Source organism: Microbacterium hominis (genome assembly GCF_013282805.1).
In the GTDB taxonomy this organism is placed as follows: domain Bacteria; phylum Actinomycetota; class Actinomycetes; order Actinomycetales; family Microbacteriaceae; genus Microbacterium; species Microbacterium hominis_B.
The window spans coordinates 397,379-422,548 of sequence record NZ_CP054038.1 but is presented as its reverse complement, the minus strand read 5'-3'; the positions used below and the strand labels follow the sequence as shown (position 1 = coordinate 422,548).

General features: G+C 66.8%; 22 protein-coding genes. 1 reads left to right on the top strand and 21 read right to left on the bottom strand.

What is annotated here, in order from left to right; genetic code table 11:
* Positions 1-39: 39 nt before the first annotated feature.
* The 21 genes from HQM25_RS01815 to HQM25_RS01720 form a co-directional block, all read right to left on the bottom strand.
* Positions 40-1,434, bottom strand: coding sequence for a mannitol dehydrogenase family protein (locus HQM25_RS01815; protein ID WP_254359492.1), 1,395 nt, complete (start codon positions 1,432-1,434; stop codon positions 40-42).
* Positions 1,431-2,834: a glucuronate isomerase gene (gene uxaC, locus HQM25_RS01810; protein WP_172988638.1), complete on the bottom strand. Its 1,404-nt coding sequence runs from the start codon at positions 2,832-2,834 to the stop codon at positions 1,431-1,433. Before uxaC ends, HQM25_RS01815 begins: the two co-directional genes overlap by 4 nt.
* Entirely contained in the window at positions 2,831-4,633 is a 1,803-nt protein-coding gene (gene uidA / locus HQM25_RS01805; RefSeq protein WP_172988637.1) for a beta-glucuronidase, read from the bottom strand. The genes uxaC and uidA overlap by 4 nt, the downstream gene beginning before the upstream one ends.
* A 37-nt stretch (positions 4,634-4,670) precedes the next feature.
* Positions 4,671-5,504, bottom strand: coding sequence for an ATP-binding cassette domain-containing protein (locus tag HQM25_RS01800; RefSeq protein WP_172988636.1), 834 nt, complete (start codon positions 5,502-5,504; stop codon positions 4,671-4,673).
* 2 nt (positions 5,505-5,506) lie between these two features.
* Complete coding sequence (locus HQM25_RS17680; protein ID WP_254359491.1) at positions 5,507-5,851, bottom strand: hypothetical protein; 345 nt, start codon at positions 5,849-5,851, stop codon at positions 5,507-5,509.
* Positions 5,764-7,332, bottom strand: coding sequence for an ATP-binding cassette domain-containing protein (locus HQM25_RS01795; protein WP_254359490.1), 1,569 nt, complete (start codon positions 7,330-7,332; stop codon positions 5,764-5,766). The genes HQM25_RS17680 and HQM25_RS01795 overlap by 88 nt, the downstream gene beginning before the upstream one ends.
* Complete coding sequence (locus HQM25_RS01790; protein WP_172988635.1) at positions 7,329-8,270, bottom strand: ABC transporter permease; 942 nt, start codon at positions 8,268-8,270, stop codon at positions 7,329-7,331. The genes HQM25_RS01795 and HQM25_RS01790 overlap by 4 nt, the downstream gene beginning before the upstream one ends.
* A 56-nt stretch (positions 8,271-8,326) precedes the next feature.
* Positions 8,327-9,733, bottom strand: coding sequence for an ABC transporter substrate-binding protein (locus tag HQM25_RS01785; RefSeq protein WP_172988634.1), 1,407 nt, complete (start codon positions 9,731-9,733; stop codon positions 8,327-8,329).
* Positions 9,734-10,127: 394 nt separating this feature from the next.
* The gene (locus tag HQM25_RS01780) at positions 10,128-10,289 is read right to left on the bottom strand and encodes a hypothetical protein (protein WP_172988633.1); all 162 of its coding nucleotides are present in this window, start codon (positions 10,287-10,289) and stop codon (positions 10,128-10,130) included.
* Positions 10,290-10,467: 178 nt separating this feature from the next.
* Positions 10,468-11,226 carry a polysaccharide deacetylase family protein gene (locus HQM25_RS01775; protein WP_172988632.1) on the bottom strand — a complete coding sequence of 253 codons (759 nt, stop codon included), beginning with the start codon at positions 11,224-11,226 and terminating at the stop codon, positions 10,468-10,470.
* A gap of 777 nt (positions 11,227-12,003) precedes the next feature.
* Complete coding sequence (locus HQM25_RS01770; protein WP_172988631.1) at positions 12,004-12,330, bottom strand: YgjV family protein; 327 nt, start codon at positions 12,328-12,330, stop codon at positions 12,004-12,006.
* A complete protein-coding gene (gene tkt, locus HQM25_RS01765) occupies positions 12,327-14,429 on the bottom strand; it encodes a transketolase (protein ID WP_172988630.1) in 2,103 nt (700 codons plus the stop codon). The genes HQM25_RS01770 and tkt overlap by 4 nt, the downstream gene beginning before the upstream one ends.
* 80 nt (positions 14,430-14,509) lie before the next feature.
* Positions 14,510-15,325: a ribokinase gene (locus HQM25_RS01760; protein ID WP_367948287.1), complete on the bottom strand. Its 816-nt coding sequence runs from the start codon at positions 15,323-15,325 to the stop codon at positions 14,510-14,512.
* A gap of 23 nt (positions 15,326-15,348) precedes the next feature.
* The gene (locus tag HQM25_RS01755; protein ID WP_172988628.1) at positions 15,349-16,293 is read right to left on the bottom strand and encodes an ABC transporter permease; all 945 of its coding nucleotides are present in this window, start codon (positions 16,291-16,293) and stop codon (positions 15,349-15,351) included.
* Entirely contained in the window at positions 16,290-17,390 is a 1,101-nt protein-coding gene (locus HQM25_RS01750) for an ABC transporter permease (RefSeq protein WP_172988627.1), read from the bottom strand. Before HQM25_RS01750 ends, HQM25_RS01755 begins: the two co-directional genes overlap by 4 nt.
* Positions 17,387-18,949 carry an ABC transporter ATP-binding protein gene (locus HQM25_RS01745; protein WP_172988626.1) on the bottom strand — a complete coding sequence of 521 codons (1,563 nt, stop codon included), beginning with the start codon at positions 18,947-18,949 and terminating at the stop codon, positions 17,387-17,389. The genes HQM25_RS01750 and HQM25_RS01745 overlap by 4 nt, the downstream gene beginning before the upstream one ends.
* A complete protein-coding gene (locus HQM25_RS01740; RefSeq protein WP_172988625.1) occupies positions 18,949-20,058 on the bottom strand; it encodes a BMP family lipoprotein in 1,110 nt (369 codons plus the stop codon). Before HQM25_RS01740 ends, HQM25_RS01745 begins: the two co-directional genes overlap by 1 nt.
* Positions 20,059-20,094: 36 nt before the next feature.
* The gene (deoD, locus tag HQM25_RS01735; RefSeq protein ID WP_172988624.1) at positions 20,095-20,802 is read right to left on the bottom strand and encodes a purine-nucleoside phosphorylase; all 708 of its coding nucleotides are present in this window, start codon (positions 20,800-20,802) and stop codon (positions 20,095-20,097) included.
* On the bottom strand, positions 20,802-21,596 hold the full coding sequence (locus HQM25_RS01730; RefSeq protein ID WP_172988623.1) for a glutamine amidotransferase: 795 nt from the start codon (positions 21,594-21,596) through the stop codon (positions 20,802-20,804). Before HQM25_RS01730 ends, deoD begins: the two co-directional genes overlap by 1 nt.
* Positions 21,597-21,747: 151 nt before the next feature.
* Positions 21,748-22,797: a LacI family DNA-binding transcriptional regulator gene (locus HQM25_RS01725; RefSeq protein WP_172988622.1), complete on the bottom strand. Its 1,050-nt coding sequence runs from the start codon at positions 22,795-22,797 to the stop codon at positions 21,748-21,750.
* Entirely contained in the window at positions 22,787-24,103 is a 1,317-nt protein-coding gene (locus HQM25_RS01720) for an amidohydrolase family protein (RefSeq protein WP_172988621.1), read from the bottom strand. The genes HQM25_RS01725 and HQM25_RS01720 overlap by 11 nt, the downstream gene beginning before the upstream one ends.
* A 760-nt stretch (positions 24,104-24,863) precedes the next feature.
* On the opposite strand from HQM25_RS01720, the gene HQM25_RS01715 reads away from it, so the two are divergent.
* Complete coding sequence (locus tag HQM25_RS01715; RefSeq protein ID WP_172988620.1) at positions 24,864-25,169, top strand: hypothetical protein; 306 nt, start codon at positions 24,864-24,866, stop codon at positions 25,167-25,169.
* The last annotated feature ends 1 nt before the right edge of the window (position 25,170 follow it).

Genomic DNA, 25,170 nt, shown 5'->3' with positions numbered 1-25,170 from the left:
GAGATTCTCCTTTGAGCGAAACGGATGAAGGCGTGCGGTTCACCGCGCGGACGTCGGCGCCGGCAGTGCCGTCGGAGACGTCCGGTGCGCGCGCACGGAGCTGAGGAAGCCGGAATCGTCGGCGAGGGTCGGCGAGACCATCCGTACGAGCGCCGCGACAGGATCCGGCGCGGCGAGCGCGGCGGCGACCTCGGCCGCTCGGGCGTCGGGCGCTCCCGGCCGCGAGCGGAGCCAGTCAATCCACACCGCGATCGCGTGCGCGGTGGCAGCAGCGGACCGCCCCGCGCCGACCGATCGTTCCGCGACGGCGGCGAACCGGAACTCGACTTTGGTCGACGACTCCGGCGCGATCTGCGCGAGACGGTGGACGATGCGAGGGTTGGAGAACCGGTCGATGAGCTGCTCTCGGTATCGGGTGTGCTCGGTCCCCGCGGGGAGGCACTGCACCGCTTCCGCCCAGAACGCGTCGACGAGCGCACGGCACTCCGGGTCCGCGGTCGCGTCGGCGACCGTCTCATGGCCGCGAAGCTGGCCGGCGAAGGTCAGGATGCTGTGCGCGCCGTTGAGCAGCCAGAGCTTCCGGTTCTCCCACGGTTCGATGTCGTCGACGAATCGCGCACCCGCGGTCTCCCACGCCGGCCGGCCGGCCGGGAAGTCGCCGGCGAGCACCCAGTCCGCGAACGGCTCGGTGACCACCGGCAATTCGTCGATCCACCCTGCCTCGATCACCGCGTCCGGCACACCCTGGACGTGCGGGGTGATCCGGTCCACCGATGTACTCACGAACGAGACGTGCTCACCGATCCATTCCGCAAGGGAGGCATCGGCACGCCGGGCGAAATCCACAACGCCCCCCGAGACGAAGCGGCCGTTGTCGGGGATGTTGTCGCACGAGACAACCGCGATCGGCCCGGCACCCGCGCGGCGGCGCGCGTCCAGCGCCGTCACCAGCCTGCCGAGCACGGTCCGCGCGCCCACGCGGCCGGAGATGAAGTCCTCGAGGTCTGCGGTGAGATCGGCATCGTCCAGATCGGGGCACCCGGCAGGCGTGAGGCGGTAGCCGCTTTCGGTCACCGTGAGCGTGATCACGGCGACCGCGGGATCGGAGGCGAGCTCGCGCAGGCGGGCGATGTCCGTGCCCGCCACCGCCTCGGCGACGCTGCCCACGATCTCGACGCGGTCCTCGCCCGGGCCCCGCTCCACAACCGTGAACAGGCCCTGCTGGCGCGACAGCACCTCGACGGCCGCCGTGCTGCGTCCGGTGAACGCGGCGATGCCCCAGTCCTGGGCGTCGACGGCATGCGCGGTGTACCACGCCTGGTGCGCACGGAAGAAGTGGCCCAGGCCCAGGTGGATGATCCGCACCGGCGGCGGGGCGGCTTCTGCACCGGTGCGGAGGGCGACAGTCTCGCGGGAGAGCGGCACGGCGGTCACAGCTTGAACACCTCACGCGGAATCGCGTCGACGAGGTCACGGGCGATGCGCCGCGCCGTGGGCAGGGTCACCCGACCCTCCGTGACCAGACGCGAGAGGAACGCGGCATCCACCCGTCGGGCGGTGTCGTGCCGGGCGGGAATCGACAGGAACGCGCGGGTATCGTCGATGAAACCGCTCGAGCGGTAGAACCCGGCCGTCTCTGTCACCGCCGACCGCCACCGAAGGATCGCGTCCGGCGCGTCGAGGAACCACCACGGCGCCCCGATGAAGACGCTCGGGTAGAACCCCGCCAGGGGCGCCACTTCGCGCGAGTACACGGCCTCGTCCACGGCGAACAGCACCATGTGGAACCCGGGCGCCGTGCCGAACGCCTCCAGCAGCGGCCGCAGGTTCTCGGTGTACTCGGTGCGCACCGGGATGTCATGGCCCGTGTCGGCTCCGAACCGGGCGAACGTCGGCCGATGGTGATTGCGCCGCACCCCCGGATGGATCGTCATCACCAGACCGTCCGCAGCGCTCATCCGTGCCATCTGGAACAGCATGTGGCCCCGGAACAGCCGTGCCTCCGCATCGTCGAGCGAACCCCCGAGCGCCGCCGCGAACAGCTCCTGCGCCCGCGCCGGATCGAGATCGGTGGTGAACGGCTCGTAGACCCCGTGGTCCGCGGACACCGCACCGTGCTGCAGGAAGTACGCACGGCGAGCCTCCAGCGCCGTGAGGTACCCGGCGAAGGTCGTCTCCTGCGCTGTCGCGGCGAGCAGCCGTTCCACGCGCTCGGCGAAACCGGGCGTCTCGGGGTCGAGGTACGCGTCCGGGCGGAAGGTGGGCAGCACCCGCCCGCGGAAGGAGGGGTCCGAGGCGAGCAGGTCGTGCCGCGCGAGGTCGTCGAGCGGGTCGTCCGTCGTGGCGAGCACCTCGATCCCGAACCGGTCGAACAGTGCGCGCGGGCGGAAGGCGGCCTCTGCCAGCCCCGAGGCCACCCGGTCGTAGGTTCGGTCTGCGGTCTCCGGACTCAGTTCATCCTCGACGCCGAAGAGGCTCTCGAGCTCCTGAGCGATCCAGTACCCGCTCGCGGTGCCCACGAATCGATGCCAGTTCGCCGCGAGGGTCCGCCAGACCTCGCGCGGCTCGGCCGGCTGGTCCGGCGCCAGACCGAGCGCGTCGAGGGGGGCTCCCCCGGCGTGCAGGAGGCGCGTCACATAGTGGTCGCGGGTGATGAACAGTTCAGTGGGATCGCTGAACGGCGTGTCCTCCGCCAGGATCGCCGGGTCCACGTGTCCGTGGGGCGAGAGGATGGGCGCCTCGCGGACGTGCTCGTAGAGTTCCTCGGCGATCTCGCGCGCATGCGGATCCGCGGGAAAGAGGGCGTGACGCCCCTGCGCTCTCGTCGATGTCATGACGTCTCGGAGCCGGTCGCTTCGGCGGCGGTCCAGCGGGCTCGCAGGGCGTGGGCGCTGGCCTTCGGTCGGCGGTCGCGGGTGAAGACGCCCTTCTTGTTGCCGTCGACTCGGATGATGCCCGCCGAGGTCTGGAAGTCAGCGAAGTTCCAGATCTGCTCACCCACCACGGCGTCGATCTTGTCGAACACGGCGTGGTACGCGTCGAGGAAGTCGCGCTGGTACTCCTCGCTCCACGGCTGAACGAGGACCGAGTGGAGCCCCGCGACCGTGTCGGTGCCGTACTCCGTCATGAGGATCGGCTTGTCGTATGTCCGCGCCCATCCACGCAGCTCTTCCTCGAGGCGGGCCGCCGCGGTGACGAGATCACCCGTGTTCTGATACCAGCCGTAGTAGCGGTTCAGGCAGATCACATCGAAGAGATCGACGACGCGATCGTTGTCGAAGCTGGCTCGGAACTCGTTCGCGTACGTGAGCGGGCGCGACGGATCGAGTTCCCTCGCCAAATCGACCAGCGGCTGGAAGTACGGACGCGAGCCGTCTTCCGTCGCGTCGGGCTCGTTGAGCAGACACCACATCACCACCGAAGGGTGATTCTTGTCCCTCGCGATCAGCTCGCGGATGGACTGCGCATGGGCGTCGCGCGTGCGGTCGTTGAACATCTCGGGCGTGAACGAGAGCTGACCGCCACCGCCATGCACTCCGCCGCCGAGGCCGAGATTGAGTCCGACAGCCGGTGTTTCGTCGATGACGACGATTCCGTGCCGATCCGCGTAATCCAGCACGGCCTCGTCGTATGGGTAGTGGGCGGTGCGGAACGAGTTGGCGCCCATCCACTTCATGAGCGCGAAGTCATGCACCATCAGAGCGTCGTCGTGGCCCTTGCCGCGAACGGCGGAGTCTTCGTGTTTGCCGAACCCGCGGAAGTAGAACGGCTCACCGTTGATGAGGAACCGCTGACCTTCGACCCGGACCGACCGGATGCCGACAGGCAGGTCGTAGCGGTCGACGACCGTGTCACCGTCGAAGAGCTCGACCCGCAGCGTGTGGAGGTAGCCGTCTCCCGGCTGCCACAGGCGTGCGTTCGCCACCTCGAGTCGGGCGGCCGTCTCGTCGGCCGTGGCGACCACGTCCCCGGCGGCATCGGTGAGCGTGAGGCGCGGGACGATGTCGGCGGGTTCGCCGCCCTGCGCGTCGACGACGACATCGACGATCCCCGTCAATGCATCGACGTCGGTCACGACGGTGATGTCGCGGACGAACACGGTCGGCGTCGTGTAGAGGCGAACCGAGCGCGCGAGACCGGCATAGTTGTAGAAGTCGTGCCGGTACATCTGGCGACGCACACCGTCGGGCCCGGTCGTGACGGCACCCGGCGGAATCGTCTCGTTGGTGAGTTCGTTGTTGACCCCGATCGTGATCCGCACCTCTTCACCCGCGGTCACCCGATCGGTGATGTCGGCTTCGAACGGCAGGTAGCCGCCGACATGGCGTACGACCTCGGTGTCGTCGACGTACACGACGCCCTCGTGCGTGGCGGCCTCCACACGGAGGACGATGCGCGCGCCGTCCCAGCCCCGCGGGACGAAGACGGTGCGCTGATACCACACCCAGCCGACGTGATCGTGCACGCGCTGGTCGGCGAGCACGTCGTTGTAGCTGGCGGGCACCGGCATTTCGACCGAGGTCGGCAGAGACGACATCCAGGGTTCGGCGGGCGCGTCGTCGCTGAGCGCGAAGGCCCAGAGCCCGTCGAGGTCGATGAGGTCGCGGGTCGTGCCCGCGCGAGGCTTCAACATTTGGGTTCCTGATCTCCTCGTAGTCGTGGTCGTCGTGTCAAGGGCGCGCGGACTGACCGCCGGCCAGTTGGGCCCGGGCGTGGCGACGCTGCGCCTGCTCGTCGGGATCCGGCACCGGCGAGGCGAGCCGCAGTCGTTCGGTGTAGGGGTGGCTGGGCGAATCGGCCACCTGCAGCGCAGGCCCCTGTTCGACGATCTCACCGCGATACATCACCGCGATCCGGTGGCTGACGTGCCGAACGACATCGAGATCGTGAGAGATGAAGAGATACGCCACCCCCGTATCCCGCTGGATCTGCAGCAGCAGATCGATCACCCGCGCCTGCGTCGTGAGGTCCAGGGCGCTGACCGGCTCGTCGCAGACGATCAGCTTCGGCCCCAGGGCGAGCGCCCGAGCGATCGCGATACGCTGCCGCTGACCGCCGGAGAAATTGCGCGGATACCGGCTCGCCGCGTCGGCCGGAAGCCCGACCCGCTCGAGCAGGGTCGCGATATGCGTCCTCGCCTCCCCCGGCGCCATGCCTGTGGCGACCAGAGGCTCCGCGAGGATGTCCCCGACTTCGAGCGCCGGGTTGAGCGACCCGTAGGGGTCCTGGAACACGACCTGCAGATCGTTGCTGAGTCGGCGTCGCTCGGCACGGTCGGCATGGGTAATGTCCCGACCGTCGAAGGTGATGCGACCCTCGGTGACCGGAGCAAGTCCCAGCACCGCGCGACCGAGCGTCGTCTTGCCAGAGCCGGACTCGCCGACGAGCCCCACTGTCTGCCCCTCGTCCACCGCGACGGAGACGTCGGACAGCGCGCGGAACGGCTTGCGTCGGAACCCGGATCCGCGGTATTCGACACTCAGGTGAGCCACGTCGAGAAGCATGATCAGTCCTCCTTCGTCAGCATGGTCATCGGTTCGCGCCCCCGGATCATCGATCCGATCAGCGCCTGTGTGTACGGCTCTTTCGGCGCGTTCAGGATGCTGCGCACGTCACCGGACTCCACGACCTGCCCGTGCCGCATGACGACCACCCGATCTGCGAGGTCGGCGACGACGCCGAAGTTGTGCGTCACGAGGAGGATTCCCACGCCCAGCTCCTCCTTCATGTCACGCAACAGGTCGAGGACCTCGGCCTGCACGGTCACATCCAGTGCCGTGGTGGGCTCGTCGGCGATGATGAGATCGGGTTCGCAGCTGACGGCGCCGGCGATGAGGACGCGCTGCGCCATGCCCCCGAGATCTCGTGGGGATGGGACGCATAGGTCTTCTCAGGGTCGACGATGCCGACTCGAGCGAGAAGCTCGAGCGCGCGGCGCTTCGCCTCGGAGCGTGAGATCCCGAGCACCTTCACCATGGGCCGCGACAACTGCGATCCGATCGTGAAGTTGGGATCGAGGTTGGACATGGGCTCCTGCGGGATGTAAGAGATGCGGCGGCCACGCAGCTGCGCCAGATGCTTCCGATCGATGTGACCCGCTGTGACCGTCGTCGTGCCGTCCACGACGATCGCACCACCGACGATCTCGGCCTCCGGAGCGAGCAGGCCGAGAATCGCGAACGCGGTCTGGGTCTTGCCCGAGCCCGACTCGCCGACCAGCCCGACGACTTCCCCTGGTCGCACCGAGAGTGAGACACCGTCTACGACGCGCTTGAGCGAGCCGTCCTTCTGCTCGAAGGCGATCGCGAGCTGCGACACACAGAGCATGGCGTCGGCGGCCACGTCCTCTGTGGCCTCGCTCGGGTCCTCACTGTGCTCTTCCCGGGCTGTGGCAGCGGGTCGGTTCGCCGCACCAGCGGAGGTCGCCTGGGTGCGCCGGCGCCGACGACCCTCGGTTCCGGAGGCGGTGTCCTCCAGCGCGTCACGTAGGGCATTGGCGAACAGGACCGCAGCACCGACCGTCGCACCGATGGCCAGCGCGGGCCACAGGATGAGCAGGGGCGCGCGGTACAGGGCGTCGAAGCCCTGGCCCAGCATCGAGCCCCAGGTGATGCTGAGCGCATCTCCCAGGCCGAGGAACTGGAGTCCCGACTGCACGGCGATCGCAAGACCGAGGATCATCGCGGTCTGGATGATGATGGGCGCGCGGACGACGTAGACAATGTGCCGCGCGATGATGCGACGATCGCTCAGTCCTGATACCCGGGCGGCGTCGACATAGAGCTCGTTGCGCACGTTGCGCACGGCGGCGCGCACGAGCCGGAAGTAGGCGGGAGAGATGAGGATGCCGAGCATCCCCATCGCGATCCACACCGAAGGTCCGAGCGCCGCGCGCACCGCCAGCAGCACGATCATGCCGGGCAGGCTCATCAGAAGCTCACTCGCCCATCCGGACGCGCGATCGAAGACACCGCCGTAGTAGCCGGCCAGCAGCCCTGCAGGCACGCCGATCGCGAGCGAGACGGCCACGCACAAAAGGGCGGCCGCGATCGTGAGCTGGGCGCCTGTGAGCAGTCGACTCCAGACATCGCGTCCGGCAGGATCCGTCCCGAGGATGTGGGCGCCGCTGGGAGGGCCCAGGATGTTGCGAGCGTCCGAGAAGTTGGGGTCGATCGGTGCCAGCAGCGGACCGAACACCGCGAGGAAGGCGACCACGAGAAGGACCGACATCGAGATCGCGCCCATGGGGTTGCGTAGCAGTCGGCGAAGGAGCGGGTCGCGTCGTGGAACCGGCGCGAGGACATTGGATGTGGCGAAGTCGGCCGCGGTCATGAGACACGCACCTTCGGGTTGAGCCAGCCGTTGGCGAGATCGACGAGCAGGTTGACGATGACGACGAGGATGACCGTGACGATCACGATGCCCATCACGACCGGGATGTCGGACTGCGATGTCGCCGTGACAGCGAGAGAGCCGAGCCCGGGCAACGCGAAGATCGACTCCACGATCACGGATGCGCTGAGCAGACCCACGAATTGAAGCCCGAGGACGGTGAGCCCCGCGGGTGCGGCCCCGCGCAGCACGTGCAGGAAGAGGATCTCGCGCTCTCCGATGCCTCGGCTGCGAAGCGTCCGGACGTAGTCACGACCGAGCTCGCTGATCACCGCGCTTCGGATCTGCTGGGCGGAGTTGGTGGTCGATGCCACCACGATCGCCGCCACGGGGAGGATGAGTGAGAAGACCCATGCGTCGAGACCGACGCCCGGGCGGATCGTGGAGATCGCGGGGAGCAGCTGCAACTGGACCGCGAACAGCGTGATGAGGAACACCGCGAGCACGAAGCCGGGGATCGCGTCGCCCACGATCGCGCCCACCTGGACGAGGCGATCCGCCCATCCGCGACGCGTCGCGGCGAGCACGCCCAGGGCGGTGGCGACGATGGCGGTGATCATCACCGCTGTCAGGATCAGTGCGAGGGTGACCGGCAGGCGGCTGGCGATCGAGGATGCGACCGTTCCGGGTGAGAACCAGGAGGTTCCCAGGTCGCCCGCGAGGGCGGCACCCACCCAGGCGAAGTATCGCGCGAACAGCGGCTGGTCGAGACCGAGCCGCTGCTCGACGGCGGCGATCTGCTCCGGCGTCGCGTTGTCGCCGATCATGTTGAGCGCGATGTTGCTGCTCGACAGATACAGCAGGGTGAAGGTCAGAAAGCTGACGACCACGAGCAGGACGAGGCCCGCGGCGATCTTGCGCAGAATGAAAAAGAGCATGATTCTCCGGGTGACAGGAGCGGCACGGTGCCGCCCCTGTCACCATCGGGGTTGTGTCAATCCGTTGCCGGAGTGAAGTTGTACAGCGCGGGAATCGGGGACCCCGCCTGCTCGACGACCTCGACGGTCTCGGGGTTGAAGGCGTAGTTCTGGACCGGACGGAACAGCGGCACGAACCACGCGTTCTCCACCACGTACTCGTTCACCGCCTGCGCCCGCTCCTGGTACTCGTCCCCGCCGTTCTGCACGGCACTGAGCAACTCGTCGAGTTCGGCCGTCTGAGTCTGGAACGGGTTCCACACGCCGGCGTTCGTCGAGATGTAGTTGCGGATCGAAGTGCCCCACGGGTCGCCGAGGTTGTATCGGAACAGCGCCATCGGATACTGCTGCGCGGCGATGTCACCGCGGTAGTTCTCGAAGGGGACGCTCTCCTGGTTGACCGTGATTCCGATGTCGCCGAGATACTGCGCCATCAGCGCCCAGGGCTGACCCAGCGGACCCGGGACGGGCACGCTCATCTCGAACCCGTCCGGGTACCCGGCATCGGCGAGCAGCTCCTGCGCGCGCTCGGGATCGTACGGATACGCCTCGTCGAGGGAGCCGACGTAGGCTCCGGTCTCTGCGCCGAAGATCTGGGTCGTCACCTCTGCCACCCCGCCGGCAGCGCCCTCGTTCATGGCGTCGCGGTCGATCGCGTGGTTGATCGCCTGGCGCACGAGCGGGTCGGCGAGCGCCGGCACGAGCTGACCGTCACGGTCGAAGATGATGAGACCTTCCCAGTCGGCGGAGTTCTTGATGACGGTATTGCCCGCACCCTCCACCTGCGGCACGGCATCGAACTCCACGTACGCCGAGTCCACCTGGCCGGAGATCAGCGCGTTGACGAGTGCCGTGTCCTCGAGATAGATGAACTCGACGTCGGAGAACACCTGGAGGTCGGGCGCCCAGTAGTCTTCACGCGCGGTGAGGACGTACTGCGAGCCGACGACCGAAGCCCCCGTGTCCAGGACGTACGCTCCGGTGCCGACAGGCTCGGTCGCCAGGTTGCCCGCCTCGATCGCGGCGGGACTCGCCATGAGCCCGGCTGCGCCGGAGAAGTACGTCAGCAGGGCCGGGTCGGGCTCGGACAGTCGCACCGTGACCGTGTCCTCGTCGACGACCTCGACCGAGTCGAGAACAGCGAGCTGAGAGGTCTGCGGCCCCTGGCCGGCTGCGAAGTACTCGAGGTTGGCCTGAACGGCCTCGGCGTCGAACGCTTCGCCGTCCGAGAACGTGACACCGGATTCGAGCTCGAGTGTGAGCTCGGTCAGCGACTCGTCGTACTCCCACGATGTGGCGAGCATCGGCACGAGCTCACCATCCGGCGTCTGACGGATCAGGGTGTCGTACGGTGCCTGATACGTCTGCAGCAGCTGTCCGCTGCTGGCGGCCGTGGTGTCCCACGACTGGATGTCGTCGGCCACACCGATCCGCAGCGTACCGCCGGTGGGCGAGTCCGTCGATTCCTCCTGTGTCTCATCTCCTCCGCCTGTGCAGGCGGCGAGCGTGAGCGCAAGGGCCCCGACTCCCGCGACGAGTGCTGTGATCCTCTTAGGCTTCATTGCTGTTTCTCCTCCGTTGGAGCTTGCGCGGTGCTGGCTGCTTGGCAACCGATTGACTTCAGACTAGAAGCCACTCACGGACACAGTCCAATTGGTGTATTGCATATGAGGTATCAGCACCGCTGATACTGAAGCCGAGTGGGCCTTATCCGGAGGGCTCATCCTCAGGCTCTCTTGGGCCCTCTGGGGACACCTGGAACGAAGAATCGGCCCCTACCGCGTTCGCGGCGCCCATCCGGGCGTGCGCGATCTGAGACTACGCGGACGCCGTTTCGACCATCATCTCCACGGCTTCGGTGATGCCGCATCGATCTCGCAAGGCATCGAGAATCTCCTCCGCGGTGAGCACCGCACCGTAGCGGTGGGAACGATTCGCGATCTCCTGCACCGCGGCGAGCACGGGCCTCGGGTCGAGCACGAGTTGTTCTCCGCGCACTCCTTGCCAGTGACCGAACTCCGCGTGCGGCTGATCTTGCCGTCACCCCTCAGACCGGCGTACGCCGACTCCGTCGTGGACCGCAGTGATCCGCGATCAACCGCAAGACGCTCGGGCCTGCTCCTCTCGGAGGAGCAGACCCGAGCGTCACGGTCGAGATTCAGCCGCGGCGGGCTGGCTTGTGGAATTTCCAGCCCTCGGCCCGAAGCTCGGGAAGCACCTGAGCGAGGGCCTCCACCGTGCCGGTGCGGTCTGTGGTGGCAGCAGCCGCTGCTGCGCCGTCGTGCAGCAGGGCGATCCCACCGGGGTTCGCCCGCAGCTGCGTCTCCAGGCGCTCTGCGAGCACGTCGACGTCCTGCGTCTCCCAGTCGAAGATCACGAAAGTGGCGCCGAGGGGCTGCATCCCCAGGTCCGCCGCCACCTGGGCGCTCAGCCCCCAGCGGCCGTAGGGCACCCGGTAGTACGGCACGGGTACACCTCCGACGGCTTCCTGAATCGCAGCCGAGGTTGCCTCCATGTCGGCACGCAGATCCGCTTCGGACCAGCCGCCGATTCCGGGCGTGTGGTACATGCTGTGGTTGCAGAGGGTGTGACCTGCGGCAACAAGCTGCCGAACCACGTCGGGGTGCTGCTCGACGTACTCTCCGATGAGACAGAAGACCGCCTTGGCGTCGTTCTCCTCCAGGACCTCCAGCAGCCGGGGTGCCGTCTCCGGGTTCGGACCGTCGTCGAAGGTGAGGGCGGCGACATTGCCGCTGAGCATGGTCGTCATCACGGGTTCGGCCGTCGCCGGCCCTCCCTGCCCCGGGCCCGGTCCACGCCCGTCGGCCTGAGCCGGCGCGATCGAGCCAAGAACGAGCGCGCCGACGACGAGCGGGGCCGCTACGAGGCGGAGTACACGGGTGTGTGCACGAGTCATAGCGGGCTCCTTCCCATCGACGCGACTCGAGATCGAGGTGAGTGCGAGCACACCGGCTCCCGCAGCGATCGCTCTCCCGCAGCGATCGCTGTGACTCTCTTTGGCTTCATTGCTGTATCTCCTCCGTTGGAGCTTGCTCGGCGCCGGATGTTTGGCAACCGATTGAAGTCACGTTAGAAGCACTCACGACCACGGTTCCAATTGATGCCTTGAATACGAGGCATCAGCGCCGCCGATACGGAAGCCGATGGGCGCCGGATCCCGGAGGCCGATCCTCCTACTCGTCAATGGGTCACCCGTTGCGGCCTACTCCAGGCCACACCCGGCTGGCCCTAGAGGCCCAGGTGCATCGCGGCGGCCATGGCGCCAGCCATGGTCCGCGAGCAGGACGCGCAGACTCGACGCAGTGATAGCGACCTCGCGTGTTGCCACGAGCGCTTCTGAAAATGGAAAAACCCCTGATCATCAGGGGTTTTTCTGGCGGTGACGGTGGGATTTGAACCCTGATCGCCGCGCATCACCCCGAGGAGCCTCGTTCTCAAGCCCTGCACTCCCCTGCAATCACGCGGAACTCGAGTTCTCGAAGCCTGCCGCCGACTGAGGGGGATCTCTTCAGTTGTTCACGCCTCTGTTCACACCTTGTGCGGTGCAGGAGCCCGGTGGCGCCACACCCTCGGCCTGGCCACACAGTACCGCGGACCGGTGAGAGACACCCCGCGTCTGGGGTGAGAGCACTGGATTCGGAGGACGCGAGTACCCCCCTGGTTCGACGATCCGTCAACGAACGGTCGTGACAGCGACCGCCGGCTCACGCCCTCCGATGTCGACTGCGTAGGTCTCACCATGGCCGTGTCCGCGGCCGGCATCGGTTGAGCCCGCCGCCCGCGACTGCTGGCGGAGCTTGACGATGAAGAAGACGTCGATCACGGCAACCGCCGCGTTCATGCCGACCATCGGCCAGGTCTCGACTGCGACGTTGTAGCCGACGAGGGCGAGTGCGGCGATGAGGTTGAGCACTCGCAGTCGCATCATGCGGCCCTGGAGTAGTGAGACGACGAGCAGAACCGATCCCAGCCAACCGGCGACTTCGATCCAGGCACTCATGCGTACTCCTTGGTGAGTGCCGCGGCGGCGGCGATGGTCTCGCGGGCCGCGTCGGCGACCGCGTCGGCGGTGAAGCCGAACTTCTCGAACAGGGTCTTGTAGTCGGCGGAGGCGCCGAAGTGGTCGATCGCAACGGTACGGCCGGCGTCGCCGACGATCCCGGCCCAGGTGAGCGCGGAGCCGGCCTCGACCGACACGCGCGCCTTGATCGCGGCGGGCAGCACGCTCTCGCGGTACTCCGGGGTCTGCTCGGCGAACCATTCCAGCGACGGGGCGGACACCACGCGGGCGTTGACGCCTTCGGCGGCGAGCGTCTCCCGGGCGGCGACTGCCAGCTGCATCTCGGAGCCGGTGGCGATCAGGATCACATCCGGCTGACCGTTCTCGGCGTCGATCAGGACGTACGCGCCCTTGGCGACGCCGTCGGCGGTGGCGAACCCGTCCTCGCCGCGCGGGAACACGGGGATGTTCTGACGGGTCAGGGCCATGCCCGCGGGGCCGCCCTGGCGGCGCAGCAGCTCCAGCCAGGCGTGCGCGGTCTCGTTCGCGTCGGCGGGGCGCACGATCGTGAAGTTCGGGATCGCCCGCAGGGTCGCGAGCTGCTCGATCGGCTGGTGCGTCGGCCCGTCCTCGCCGAGCGCGACCGAGTCGTGCGTCCACACGTAGATGGAGGGGACGTCCATGAGGGCGGCCAGGCGCACCGCGGGGCGCATGTAGTCGCTGAAGATCAGGAACGTGCCGCCGAACGCGCGGGTCGGACCGTGCAGCACGATGCCGTTGACGATCGCGCCCATCGCGTGCTCGCGGATCCCGAAGTGCAGCACCCGCCCGTACCGGTCTCCCGTCCACTCCTCGGTGGACCACTCGGCGGGGATGAACGACTTCGCGTCCTTGATCGTGGTCAGGTTCGACTCGGCCAGGTCGGCCGATCCGCCCCACAGCTCGGGCAGCTGCCCGGCGAGCGCGTTGATGACCTGACCGGATGCGGCACGGGTCGACACGTCCTTGCCCGTTTCGAACACCGGCAGCGCGTCGGCGAGGTCGGCGGGAAGCTCGCCCGCCTCCAGGCGGTCCAGCAGCGCCTTGCGCTCGGGGTTCGCCGCGGCCCAGGCGTCGAAGGAGACCTGCCATGCGGCGCGCTGCTCGGCGGCCCGGTCGGCCAGCGCCCGGGTGTGGGCGATCACGTCGTCGGCGACCGCGAAGGACTGCTCGGGGTCGAACCCGAGCACCTTCTTCGTCGCGGCCAGCTCGTCCGCGCCGAGGGCGGAGCCGTGGATCTTGCCGGTGTTCTGCTTGCCCGGAGCGGGCCACCCGATGATCGTGCGCAGGATGATCAGCGACGGCTTGCCGGTTTCGGTCTTCGCCGCCTCGATCGCCGCGAACAGCTCGTGCACGTCCTCGACATACTCGCCGGACTTCTTCCAGTCCACGACCTGCACGTGCCAGCCGTACGCCTCGTAGCGCTTCTGCACGTCCTCGGTGTACGCGACGTCGGTGTCGTCCTCGATCGAGATCTGGTTCGAGTCGTAGATCGCGATCAGGTTCCCGAGCTGCTGGTGGCCGGCCAGCGAGGACGCCTCGCTGGTGATGCCCTCCTGCAGGTCTCCGTCCCCGGCGATCACGTACACGAAGTGATCGAACGGCGACTCGCCCGCCGGCGCCTCCGGGTCGAACAGACCCCGCTCGTACCGGGCCGCGTACGCGAACCCGACCGACGTGGCCAGGCCCTGACCCAGCGGACCGGTGGTGATCTCCACACCCTTGGTGTGCCCGTACTCCGGGTGACCCGGGGTCAGCGACCCCCACGTGCGCAGCGACTTCAGATCATCCAACTCCAGACCGAAGCCGCCGAGAAACAGCTGCACGTACTGCGTCAGCGAGGAGTGGCCCGCGGACAGGATGAACCGGTCCCGGCCCAGCCAGTCGGTGTCGGCCGGGTCGTGCCGCATCACCTTCTGATACAGCAGGTACGCCGCCGGCGCGAGGCTCATCGCGGTGCCCGGGTGACCGTTGCCGACCTTCTCCACCGCATCCGCAGCCAGCACACGAGCGGTATCCACCGCGCGGTCGTCCAGGTACATCCAATCGAGGTCTGCCATTGCGTAACTCTTTCTCTCCGGGTTTCGGGCGCGTTCGATTGCGCACCCGCGACCTGTCTCTTGCACTCTCGCGACGCGCGTCAACGAGCCGGGTAGTCGCTCAGATCCCGTAATTCGGGCTGCGAGCGGGGGTCGCCAACGGCTGCGGCGCCAACGGCACAGGCACGGTGAAGCGCGTCCTGCGGCGGATCTCCTCGGAGCAACCCGACCGTGAGCGCAGCCGCGAAACTGTCTCCCGCCCCAACTGTGTTGACGACGAGGGTGGCGGGAACGTGAGCACTGGCGATCTGGGTACCGTGCCTATAGAGGATCGCGCCTCGAGCACCAAGAGTGACGGCCACGAGTCGCGCGTTCCGGAGGCGGGGCGCCGCGGCGTACTCGTCCTCGTTCACGATGAACAGGTCGACGCGCTGCCACAGCACCTCGGGGATGTCTCGGGCGGGCGAGAGGTTCAGCGCGAAGAATCCGTCCGTCAGCTCACTGACGTGACTGACGACTTCGAGGGGGACTTCGAGTTGCGCGAGGACGGCGGTGTGCGCATGGACGCGAACGGCCTCAGTCTCGATCGCGCTGTTCACGCCGGGGCACACGACGATGCAGTTCTCCCCTTCAGCATCGACGGTGATCAGCGCGATGCCCGTCGCACCCGCCACGGTCTGCACTCCGCGGACATCCACGCCTCCCGCCGCGAGTGCGCCACGCAAAAGTGCACCGTTCGCATCGTCGCCGACCGCGCCGAGCATCCGAACGGATGCTCCGAGCCGCGCGGCGGCGATGGCCTGGTTCGCTCCCTTACCGCCGGGCTGCTGCGAGAGAACCCCGTCGGCAACGGTCTCGCCCGGCGCAGGCATGCGGCGGGTGGTGGCGGTGAGGTCGAGGTTGATCGCACCCACCACGGTGAGTTCTGGCCGTGACGCGGTCATACGAGGCGCACCCGTCGCTTGAACCGCCAGTCCTTCGCGACCTGCCGCACACGGGTGGAGAACACCGCGAGTGCGATCAGCGTTATGGCGTAGGGGATGGCGGTGATGAGCTGGGTGGGGATCTCGAACGCGCCAAGCTGGATCGCCGCTGCTTCGGCGGCGCCGAAGACGAGCGCGGCGATGAACGCGCCGACCGGTCGGACACCGCCCAGGAAGACGGCAGCGAGCGCGATGTAGCCGCGACCGGCGGTCATCTCTCGGAGGAAGAACGACACGGCACCCATCGACAGGAACACTCCGCCGCATCCGGCGAGAGCACCGGAGAGTGCCATGCTCGAATACTTCACGCGGCGGACGCTGATGCCGACCATGGTGGCGGCGGCGTCGGCTTCGCCGACGGCGCGCATGTGGTAGCCGAAGCGTGCTCGGTACATCAGCCACCACACCAGCAGCAGCGCAAGGAACGCCCCGAAGGTGAGGATGTTCTGCGTGCCGAGAAGCGGCCCCAGAACGGGGATCGCGTCGAGCCCGGGGATCGTCATCGGAGGGAGGGTGCCCGAGTTCAGCCCTGTGGTGCCGCCCTTGTCGCCCAGAAGGGTGAAGACCAGGAAGGCTGTCCCACCCGATGCGAGCAGATTGACGCCGATGCCGACGATAATCGGGTCGGCTTTCAATTCGAGCACGATCGCGGTCAGGAGCACGCCGAGCAACGCGCCGGTCGCGACGCCGCATGCGGCGCCCAGCCACACGTTGCCGGTAGCGCCAGCGACGAGCACACCGACGCACGCGGCGGAGAGCATCTGCCCCTCGAGCGCGATGTTGGGGACACCGGCGCGTTCGGCGATCACACCGCCGAGGGCCGCGAAGAGATACGGGGTCGCAACGCGCAGTACAGCGGTAAGAAATGTTGCGGACGTCAGGACGGCGAGGATTTCCATCATGCGGCCTTTCTCTTGGCGCGGATGCGACGCACCAGCATCGGCAGGGCCTGCGCGGTCACGAGCAGCACGATCACGGCCTGGATGATGATGATGAGTTCGGAGCCGACGTCGGTCTGCTGTTCCATGACGTCTCCGCCGACGCGCAAGTAACCGTAGAACGCGGCGGCGAGGACGACACCGATGGGGTTGTTTCTTCCGAGGAGCGCAATGACGATTCCCAGGAAAGCGAGCCCTGTGGCCATGCCGGGTTCGAGTCTGCCGAAGACCCCGAAGACGAGGTGTGCACCCGCGAGCCCGGCGAGTGCGCCGCCGAGGATGAAGCTCCACTCGATGGTGCGGGCGACCGGGAGGCCCGCGTAGGTCGCGAACTCGGGGTTACCGCCGACGATGCGCATGCGGTAGCCGAGCGTGGTGCGGCTCATCAGGAACCAGACGCCGACGGCGAGCAGAATGGCGATCAGGATGCCGATGTTGGAGCGGCTGAATGCGATCCCGGTGAGTTCTTGGAGCTTCGGCCAGGCGTATTCGGATCGGATGGGGTCGGAGACGGCGGCGGTCGCGGTTTCGGAGCGCAGCACGTTCTGCACGAGGAACTCGAAGATCTGGACGATGATGACGTTCAGCATCAGTGTTGCCACGATCTCGTTGGCACCCAGGCGTGCTTTCATGACACCGGGGATGGCGCCGGCGAAGCCGCCGGCGAGCATGGCGACGACAACCGCGACAATCGGTCCGATCACGAGCGGCATCGGGACCATGATCGCGACAGCTGCGCCGGCGAGGGCGCCGAGGTACAGCTGCCCTTCCGCCCCGATGGAGATCTGTCCGGTGCGGAAAGGGATCATCACACTGAGGCCGAGGATGGTGAGCGTGGTGGTCTGCTCGATCCAGTTCCCGATCCGGTTCGGGCGCTCGAGGGGCCCGGTGATCAGCGCGGCGAACGCATCGACCGGGTTCTTGCCGAGCATGGCGATGATGATGAACGCCAGCGCGAGTGCGATCACGATCGTGACAAGCACGCCGGCGATGTCGGTGATTGCGGACGCGACGCGCTGCTTCTGGAATGCGGCGCGATCTTCCTGCTCCACGGTGGTCATTGCGCACCTCCTTCGGTGGCATCGGCGGTGACACCGAGCATGTGCTGACCGACCTTCTCTTCGGTGATGCCGGTCAGGTTGTCGAATCGAGCCACCAGGCGCCCCTCGCGCATGACGAGGAGGCGGTCGCTGAGTGTCAGCAGTTCGCCGAGGTCGGCGGAGACGAGGAGGACAGCGGCGCCGGTGTCGCGGGCGGCGACGATCTGCTCGTAGACGAACTGCTGAGCGCCGATGTCGACGCCACGTGTGGGTTGGGAGGCGAGGAGCAGAGTGGGCTCGGAGGACAGCTCGCGAGCCATGATCACCTTCTGCATGTTCCCGCCCGAGAGCGCAGAGACGGGCACGCGAGGATCCGGAGCCTTGACGCGGAACTGGGCCATGAGCCGCTCGGCGAGTTCCCGGACGACTCCGGGCTTGAGGACTCCACGACTCGAGAATGGTGCGCGATCATAGCGGTCGACGACAAGGTTGGTGTCGATGCCGAGGTCGAGGGCTGCGCCGTTGCGGAGTCGGTCTTCGGAGACGATCGAGACCCCGTTGCGGCGCCGTTGCTTGGTGGTGTGCCGGGTGATGTCCTCCCCATTCAGGCGGACGGTTCCGGCTACCGGACGCATGAGGCCTGCGAGTGTGTCCATGAGCTCGGACTGGCCGTTGTCCTCGATGCCGGCGATCCCGACGATCTCTCCGCCTGCGACGGCGAGGTCAAGCGGCGCGGCGGCGGAGAACTGGGTCACGAGCCCTTCGACGGTGAGGACCCCGTCGATGATGTCGGTGGTTCCGCGCTCGACGTCGAGCGACACGGATCGGCCGACCATCTCGGCGGCGAGCCCGGCTTCGGTTGTATCGGCGACGTCGTGCGTCGCGATGAGCTTGCCCTGTCGCATCACCGAGATGCGGTCGGAGATCGCCCGCACCTCGTCGAGCTTGTGGGAGATGAAGATGACGGTGAGACCCTCGTCGCGGAGTTTGCGCACCGCGGCGAACAGGTCGTCGGTCTCCTGCGGGGTGAGCACCGCGGTCGGCTCGTCGAGGATCAGCACTTTGGCGCCGCGACCGAGCGCCTTCAGGATCGCAGCCCGCTGTCGTGTCCCGACCGAAGCCTCGGAGACCTTCTTCTTGGGCTGGATCGGAAGCCCGGTGCGCTCTGCCAGTTCGGTCGCTGCAGCGTCCATGTCCTTGCGCGAAACGTAGACGGCGCTTCCCGGCTCGGCCCCGAGCGCGATGTTCTCTGCGACGGTGAGCGAGGGGACGAGCATGAGGTTCTGGTGGACCATGCCGATGCCGAGCTTGATCGCCTCGCTGGGACTGGCGATCGAGCGCTGTTCGCCGTCGATGAGGATGCTGCCTGCGGTGAGGTGCTCAAGTCCGTAGGCGAGCTTCATCGCGGTGGACTTGCCGGCGCCGTTCTCTCCGACGATGGAGTGGATCTCGCCGCGACAGATCTTCAGGTCTACGCCGCGGACGGCGTAGACGCCGTTGGGGTAAAGCTTCTCCGCAGCACGGAGTTCGAGGATGGGGGGGTGCCCCGCTTCCGAGGCACCCCCGTCGTTGTCAGTCATCAGAACGCACTCGGCACCGTGATGGATCCGTCGGCGATCTGGGTCGAGATCTCGACGACCTCGTCGCGGACGTTCTGTGGAACGAACTGCTCGTACTGGGCGTTGTCGACGTACCCGACAGCGCCTTCCTTCAGTCCGAGGGATTCCGACGTGCCGTAGGGCAGGTCGCCGTCGGCGTCACGCTGGGCGGCGTCGACAAGAGCGGCACCGACGTTCTTGAGGATGGATGTGATGACGCGCTCCTGCTGCTCGGGCTTCTCGAGTGTCTCCGACTGGTCGGAGTCAATGCCGAACGCATACCGCTCCTGCTCGACCGCCGCCTCGAACACTCCGAAGCCCGACGAACCGGCGACGGGCCAGACGATTCCTGCGCCCTGCCCGTACATGGAGGTCGCGATCTCCTTCGCGCGCGGGGCGTCGGCGAAGGGCAGCGACCCGCCGATGTACTGCGAGAGCACGTCGGACGAAGACCCGCCGCCAGCTTCGAAGCCTGCTTCGAACCCGACGAGGAAGTCGGCGATGACCGGTATCTCCACCGCACCGATCACTCCGGCCTTTGTCGCGTCCTCCGCTCCCGGGAGGGTGCCAGCGGCGAGAGTTCCCGCGGCCATGTAGCCGGCGAGGTAGCCCGCTTCGTTCTGCTTGAAGGTGATCGAGTAGACGTTCTCGCAGTCGTTCGAGCATCCGCCGTTCACGCCGTCGTAGTCCGCGGTGGCGTCGAACAGCCAGAAGTCCTGGTCGGGATACTGAGGGGCGAGCGTGGAGATGAAGTCGACGGCGTCGAAGGTGCCGGCGACGAAGATGTCGTAGTCGCCGGCCGCTGCGGCGTCTTCGAACCCGGGCGCCCACTTGGTGCGCTCCGAGCCGAGTTCGATGGTCTGCACCTCGTATCCGTACTCGTCGGCGATCTCGTCGAGGCCGGCCTGGGCGGAGTCAAAGAACGACTTGTCGCCGAGCGTGCCGTTGATGACGAACTTGATGCGCTTGGCACCCGTATCCGTGCCACCGCTGGCTGTGGCGTCGGTGCTGGATGAAGCGCAGCCTGCCAAGGCGGCACCCGCCAGGGCGATAGCGGCAACGGCGGCTGCTGCCCGGAGGAACATGTTCATGATTGCTTCCTTCTGTGTGCTGAGGTTTCGGATTCGTCAGACGGCAAGTGCGATGCTCAACGCGGTCTGGAACCGCGCTTCGCGGTCTTCGCTGCTCATCTCCTCGCCAGTGAGCAGGTGATCGCTGATCGTCACGATCGCGAGGGTGCGGATGCTCTCAGCCATCCCGACCGCGTACAGGCCAGCTGCTTCCATCTCCGTGGCGAGAGCGCCATGTGCGGCGAGAGCGCGCATCAACTCGGGGCGTTCGAGATAGAAGTGATCAGTAGTCAGCACCGCGCCGACGTGTACGGTGTTGCCGTCGGGGACACGGGCGTTCGCATGCTGAACGGCATTGGCCGCGAGGGCGAAGTCGGGGATGTGGCTGAGCGAGACGCCGGGCACCCTCCCCCGCGTCATCGCCGAGTCGGTGTGGGCTCCGGACGCGATGACCACGTCGCCGAGGCGCACCCGCTCAGTGAGGCCTCCTGCGGTTCCCACGCGAACGATCTGCCGGACGCCGTACTCTCGAGCGAGCTCGGTCGCGTAGATCGTGAGTGAGGGCATGCCCATTCCGGAGGCCATCACCGTGACCGGGCGGCCGTTGTGGTGGCCGGTGAAACCGAGGATGCCGCGCACGTCGGTGACCAGCACCGCATCGGAGAGATGCTGTGTCGCGATCCGTTCGGCCCGCTTGGGGTCGCCGGGCATGATCACGCGGTCCGCGATCTGTCCCTTTTCTGCTCGGATGTGGGGCGTGGACATCAGATCTCACCGCCAGCAGTCCAGCGGACGATTCGGTCGAAAAGCGGGCTGTAACCGCTCCACGCGAGAAACTCTGGTGTGGCCCAGTGAGGGGCGAGATCCGAGGTGAAGGCGGCGACCCGCCCGCGGCCGGCCGTGCCAACCACGACAAGCGGGTAGTCGCCAGCGGTCGCGAGAGTCTGTGCTTCCGGCTTAGCGATGACCTCGTTCAAGCCCAGTAGGGTCGGCCACGTCGCATCGAGGCCGTCGACGATCGGGTGGGAGGCGACGACAGTGGGCTGGATACCTCCGGGGACCTCGACCCGGTCGTCCCTGTCGAGAACCGTGACAGGCAACACGTCGGCGAGCGCAGACCTGCCCCAACGCGCCTTGGCATCGATACCAGCGAACGTCATGTAGCCGCCGACCATCACGACCGCGCCGCCCTCGAGCACGAACTGGCGAAGGATCTCGATGCGATCTGCATCGACGCGGGAGTGGGCGAAGGTGGTCTTTGAGAGCAGGAAACTGTTCGCACCGACGTCGGAGATGACGACGACGTCGGCGGCTGCCTGGAGGGCTTCCAGCGAGGTCGGGAAGTCGCGCTCAATGAGATGGGCAGGGATTCGGTCAACCTGATGTCCAGACGCGGCGAGGGTGCCGACGAACTCACTGCCACCTTCCGTGTACTCGGATGTGTAGAAGGTATCGAAGCCCTTCTGGTGCACGGAGTACACGAACCATGACTCACCCACCAGCAGAACGCGCTGGCCGGCCTTCGTCTCGTTCCTTGACTCGGTTGCGGCGGTGCTCATTTGTGAACCTCTCTGTTGCTCGTCTCGGAAGACGGTACGTATACAAAATGTTTTGCATAAGGCGTTTGTGCACCTTTTGGTAACGGATCCGCATCGACACGGCTGGTTTGCTTGCTCCACCCAAGCTGCGGCGTCGATGCAGGGCGCTGGGTCAGCGCGGGGCGAGTGCGGTGCTTCCCCTGACGACCAACCGCACGGGCAGGATGAGTTCCTGATGACCGAGGTCTCGTCCATGGATCAGGTGGTCGAGGAGAAGTTGCGCCGACCGCTTTCCCAATTCGACGGCGGGCTGGCGCACGGTCGTCAGTGCGGGTGTGAGGCGTGATGCGAACTCCACGTCATCAAATCCGACGACGGATACGTCGCCGGGGACACTCAACCCGAGAGCGGTGAGCTCATTGATCGCGCCGACGGCCATGAGGTCGTTGCCGGCGAAGAGCGCTGTCGTGTGACGGTCGCCCTGGAACAGGAGGGATGCAAGGACTGCGCCGGATTGTTCCGTATAGTCCCCGATCAGGACTTGCGCGTCCGGGAAGACCTCACGGAATCCCGCCACGCGATCCTCGCTAGATCGCAGCCCCCGCGGCCCACTGAACACGGCGGCGTTCTCGTGACCCAGTTCGCGAAGGTGCACTCCGGCGAGGAACCCTCCTTGCCGGTGATCGGCCGCGACGAGAGGCCGGTCCTTGATCGACGGGATCTCCTCGTCTACAACGACGATCGGAAACCCGGATGCGATCGTCGGGAGCATGTCATCAACCGCAGCGTCGGCCGCGTTGTAGATGAGCCCGTCGAGCGCACCGCTGCGGAGCATGTTGAAGTAGCGGTTCTCGCGTCGGATGTCCGATTGCGAGGTGCACAGGATCACTCCGTAGTCCTGGTCGTGCGCGTATGCCTCAACGCCGGTCGCGATCTCTCCGAAGAACTGGTTGGCGATGCCGGGAACCACAAGACCGATTACGAACGATCTCCCGGACTGAAGCGTGCGCGCGGCGAAGTACGGCACGTAGCCCATCTCCGGCACGAGGGCTCTGATCCGGGCGGCAGTCTCTTCCGCGACAGGTCGCCTGCCCGAGAGAGCGTGCGACACGGTCGTGGGGCTCACTCCTGCCCTCCGCGCGACATCACGGATGGATGCTGGCTTGCGGGGTCTCGTGGGACGGATCTGCGGTTCATCCCCCTTCGCACTCTCAGGGGGCATAGTGCTGAACCGCCTCCCCCGGCCGGATCTTCACCAGTTCGGGCGCCGTGGCGCGCGCCTCCTCCACGATTTCGGCCAGTTCCGCGTTACACAGTTGGCGCGCACGCACGACGAGTTCGCCGTCAACGATCACAGAGTGCACGTCCGAGGCGCGCACGGAGTAGACCAGCGTCGCGGTGAGGTCGTGGATGGGTTGACAGTGCGGACCCGACACGTCCACGAGGACGATGTCCGCAACCGCACCTGCCCGCAGTACGCCTGCGTTCGAGTGGGATGCGGCCGTTGCACCTCCCCTGGTCCCTAGAGCGAACGCGTCGGAGACTGGCAGGAAGAGCGGGTCGTGCTCCTGGCGCTTCTGCGCGAGCGCCGTCCATCGCATCGCCTCCCAGACGTCCAGCGTGTTGCCACCCGCGGCGCCGTCGGTCCCAGCGCCGACGCTGATGCCCCATTCGTGGAGCAGTCGCACGGGAGTAATCGGGTCGATGTCGTGCTTGAAGTACACCTTCGGGCAACATGCCACACTCACCCGCTCCGCCGCAGGCTCGAGAACCTCCCGATCGGATGCAACGATCCCTCCACCGTGGGCGATCAGCACACCGGCATCCAAGATGCCCGTGCGCTCAAGCACCGTCATGGGCGTGCACCCCAGTCGTTCCAGCGACGACTCAGTCTGCTGCATGTTCTCGGCGGCGTGGATGTGAATCCGCACCCCAAGGGAGCGCGCGAGGTCCGACGCCAACCGAAGGTCGTCGTCGCCCACCGTGTAGGGCGCGTGGGGACCGACACTTGCGGTCACCAGGCGCGAGTCCATCTCCACGATCGCTCGGGTCTGGTCGAAGGCACGCTCCCGCGATGCCCCACCCGCCTCCGAGAAAAATGTCGGGGCGATGTTCGCACGGATCCCGAGTTCCTGAGCCGCTGCCGCGATCTGATCCGCGAAGAAGTAGTGGTCAGCGAAACCTGTCACACCGCCGAGAAGCATTTCTGCGCACGCGAGTCTTGCGCCGATCTTTACCCGCTCGGGAGTGAGATTCATCTCCATCGGCCACACCCGCTTGTTGAACCAGTCGTCGACCGAAACGTCCTCCGCTGCACCCTTCATCAAACTCAGCGGCGTATGAGTGTGCGCGTTCGTCAGCCCGGGGACGGCGACCATGCCACAGGCATCGAGATCCCCCGCCCCCGCCGGACTTCCCGAAGCAGGAAGGATCTCTCGGATCCTCCCGGCCTCGATGAGGATGTCGACAAGCCCCTCGACATCCGGGTCCGCCACCCGGCACCCAACAACTCTTTTGACCGCCACCATGCTCCTTCGCAACCTCTCGCCGCGATCTCCTCAGCGGCTGATCACCAACGGTAGGGATACAAAATGTTTTGCATAACCCCAAGCCTGCCGAGTCACGGGAGCCTTGGGTGGGCATCGATGCTGCGCGAGGTTCCCATCGCAGTTTCCAGCGTCTGCCGCGGCGCGGACCGGATCCGCTGGCACCGTTCCGGAACTGATTGGGTCTTGCATCCTCGGGAGCAGACGGCTCTCGCGACGCTGTCGGCAACCACAGACGGAATTGATCTCATGCGCGAACGGTGGAATTCGTCCGGGAGCCGGCCCGACGCAATCGTAGACTTCCATGGTCAGCGGATTGCGGTCGAGATCAAGTGGGGCCGCGCTGCAAGTGAGGCGCGGAACGCAGCAAGCAGATGGCTCGGGTCAGTTGGGGCGTGGCTCCGTCCCGAAGATAACGTCGTCGTCATAACGCCTTTTGAGCTTCCAAACTGGCCGCGCTCCACGTACGACTTTCCGGTGGTTGCAGTACGGTGGCGCCAGCCCTCAGACAACAGCGCTCTCCTGGAAGCGCTTCAAGAGGTAAGCACGGCACGGTAGGTGGGACTGCTAAACGAGAGCACCGCGACGCTAGCACCTCCGCTCGCGCGCGACGCGCTGGATGGCGATCTGGAGAACCACACGATCGACGCATCAGCTCGCGCGAACTCTGTCGACAAAGGAGGCGAATCGCCGGGCGCGTCCACGATTCCGGGGCGGTGGACCGCCGCAATAGAGTTTCGGCATGAAGATGGAGTTTCGCGGTTGGTCGCATCGTCAGAAGACACACCGACACCAGGTCGTTGAGGTGATTCCGTCGCTAACACCCGGCAGGATCACAACAACGGAGTACCTCGGGCCAAAGTTCACGTCGGCCTGGCGAGCCCAGGGCAAGATGAGTGGCCTGTCACTCTCAGGCGACTTCCTGGTGAACTTTGAAATGGAGAACTGGCTGCTCCGCGAGTGGATCGAAGCATACATCCGCGAGTCGCCCGAGGAGGCTCGCGACTTCCTTCAAGAGATGATTGATGAAGCTGATGACGCCATCTAGG

Bases quoted from the DNA above. Each gene is read 5' to 3' on its own strand.
- HQM25_RS01750 (WP_172988627.1), bottom strand. From the start codon at position 17,390: ATGACCACCGTGGAGCAGGAAGATCGCGCCGCATTCCAGAAGCAGCGC.
- deoD (WP_172988624.1), bottom strand. From the start codon at position 20,802: ATGTCCACGCCCCACATCCGAGCAGAAAAGGGACAGATCGCGGACCGC.
- HQM25_RS01715 (WP_172988620.1), top strand. From the start codon at position 24,864: ATGAAGATGGAGTTTCGCGGTTGGTCGCATCGTCAGAAGACACACCGA.
- tkt (WP_172988630.1), bottom strand. From the start codon at position 14,429: ATGGCAGACCTCGATTGGATGTACCTGGACGACCGCGCGGTGGATACC.
- HQM25_RS01745 (WP_172988626.1), bottom strand. From the start codon at position 18,949: ATGACTGACAACGACGGGGGTGCCTCGGAAGCGGGGCACCCCCCCATC.
- HQM25_RS01740 (WP_172988625.1), bottom strand. From the start codon at position 20,058: ATGAACATGTTCCTCCGGGCAGCAGCCGCCGTTGCCGCTATCGCCCTG.
- HQM25_RS01795 (WP_254359490.1), bottom strand. From the start codon at position 7,332: ATGACCGCGGCCGACTTCGCCACATCCAATGTCCTCGCGCCGGTTCCA.
- HQM25_RS01775 (WP_172988632.1), bottom strand. From the start codon at position 11,226: ATGACTCGTGCACACACCCGTGTACTCCGCCTCGTAGCGGCCCCGCTC.
- HQM25_RS17680 (WP_254359491.1), bottom strand. From the start codon at position 5,851: ATGGCGCAGCGCGTCCTCATCGCCGGCGCCGTCAGCTGCGAACCCGAT.
- HQM25_RS01755 (WP_172988628.1), bottom strand. From the start codon at position 16,293: ATGATGGAAATCCTCGCCGTCCTGACGTCCGCAACATTTCTTACCGCT.
- HQM25_RS01730 (WP_172988623.1), bottom strand. From the start codon at position 21,596: ATGAGCACCGCCGCAACCGAGTCAAGGAACGAGACGAAGGCCGGCCAG.
- HQM25_RS01790 (WP_172988635.1), bottom strand. From the start codon at position 8,270: ATGCTCTTTTTCATTCTGCGCAAGATCGCCGCGGGCCTCGTCCTGCTC.
- HQM25_RS01725 (WP_172988622.1), bottom strand. From the start codon at position 22,797: ATGCCCCCTGAGAGTGCGAAGGGGGATGAACCGCAGATCCGTCCCACG.
- uxaC (WP_172988638.1), bottom strand. From the start codon at position 2,834: ATGACATCGACGAGAGCGCAGGGGCGTCACGCCCTCTTTCCCGCGGAT.
- HQM25_RS01800 (WP_172988636.1), bottom strand. From the start codon at position 5,504: ATGCTTCTCGACGTGGCTCACCTGAGTGTCGAATACCGCGGATCCGGG.
- HQM25_RS01770 (WP_172988631.1), bottom strand. From the start codon at position 12,330: ATGAGTGCCTGGATCGAAGTCGCCGGTTGGCTGGGATCGGTTCTGCTC.
- HQM25_RS01720 (WP_172988621.1), bottom strand. From the start codon at position 24,103: ATGGTGGCGGTCAAAAGAGTTGTTGGGTGCCGGGTGGCGGACCCGGAT.
- uidA (WP_172988637.1), bottom strand. From the start codon at position 4,633: ATGTTGAAGCCTCGCGCGGGCACGACCCGCGACCTCATCGACCTCGAC.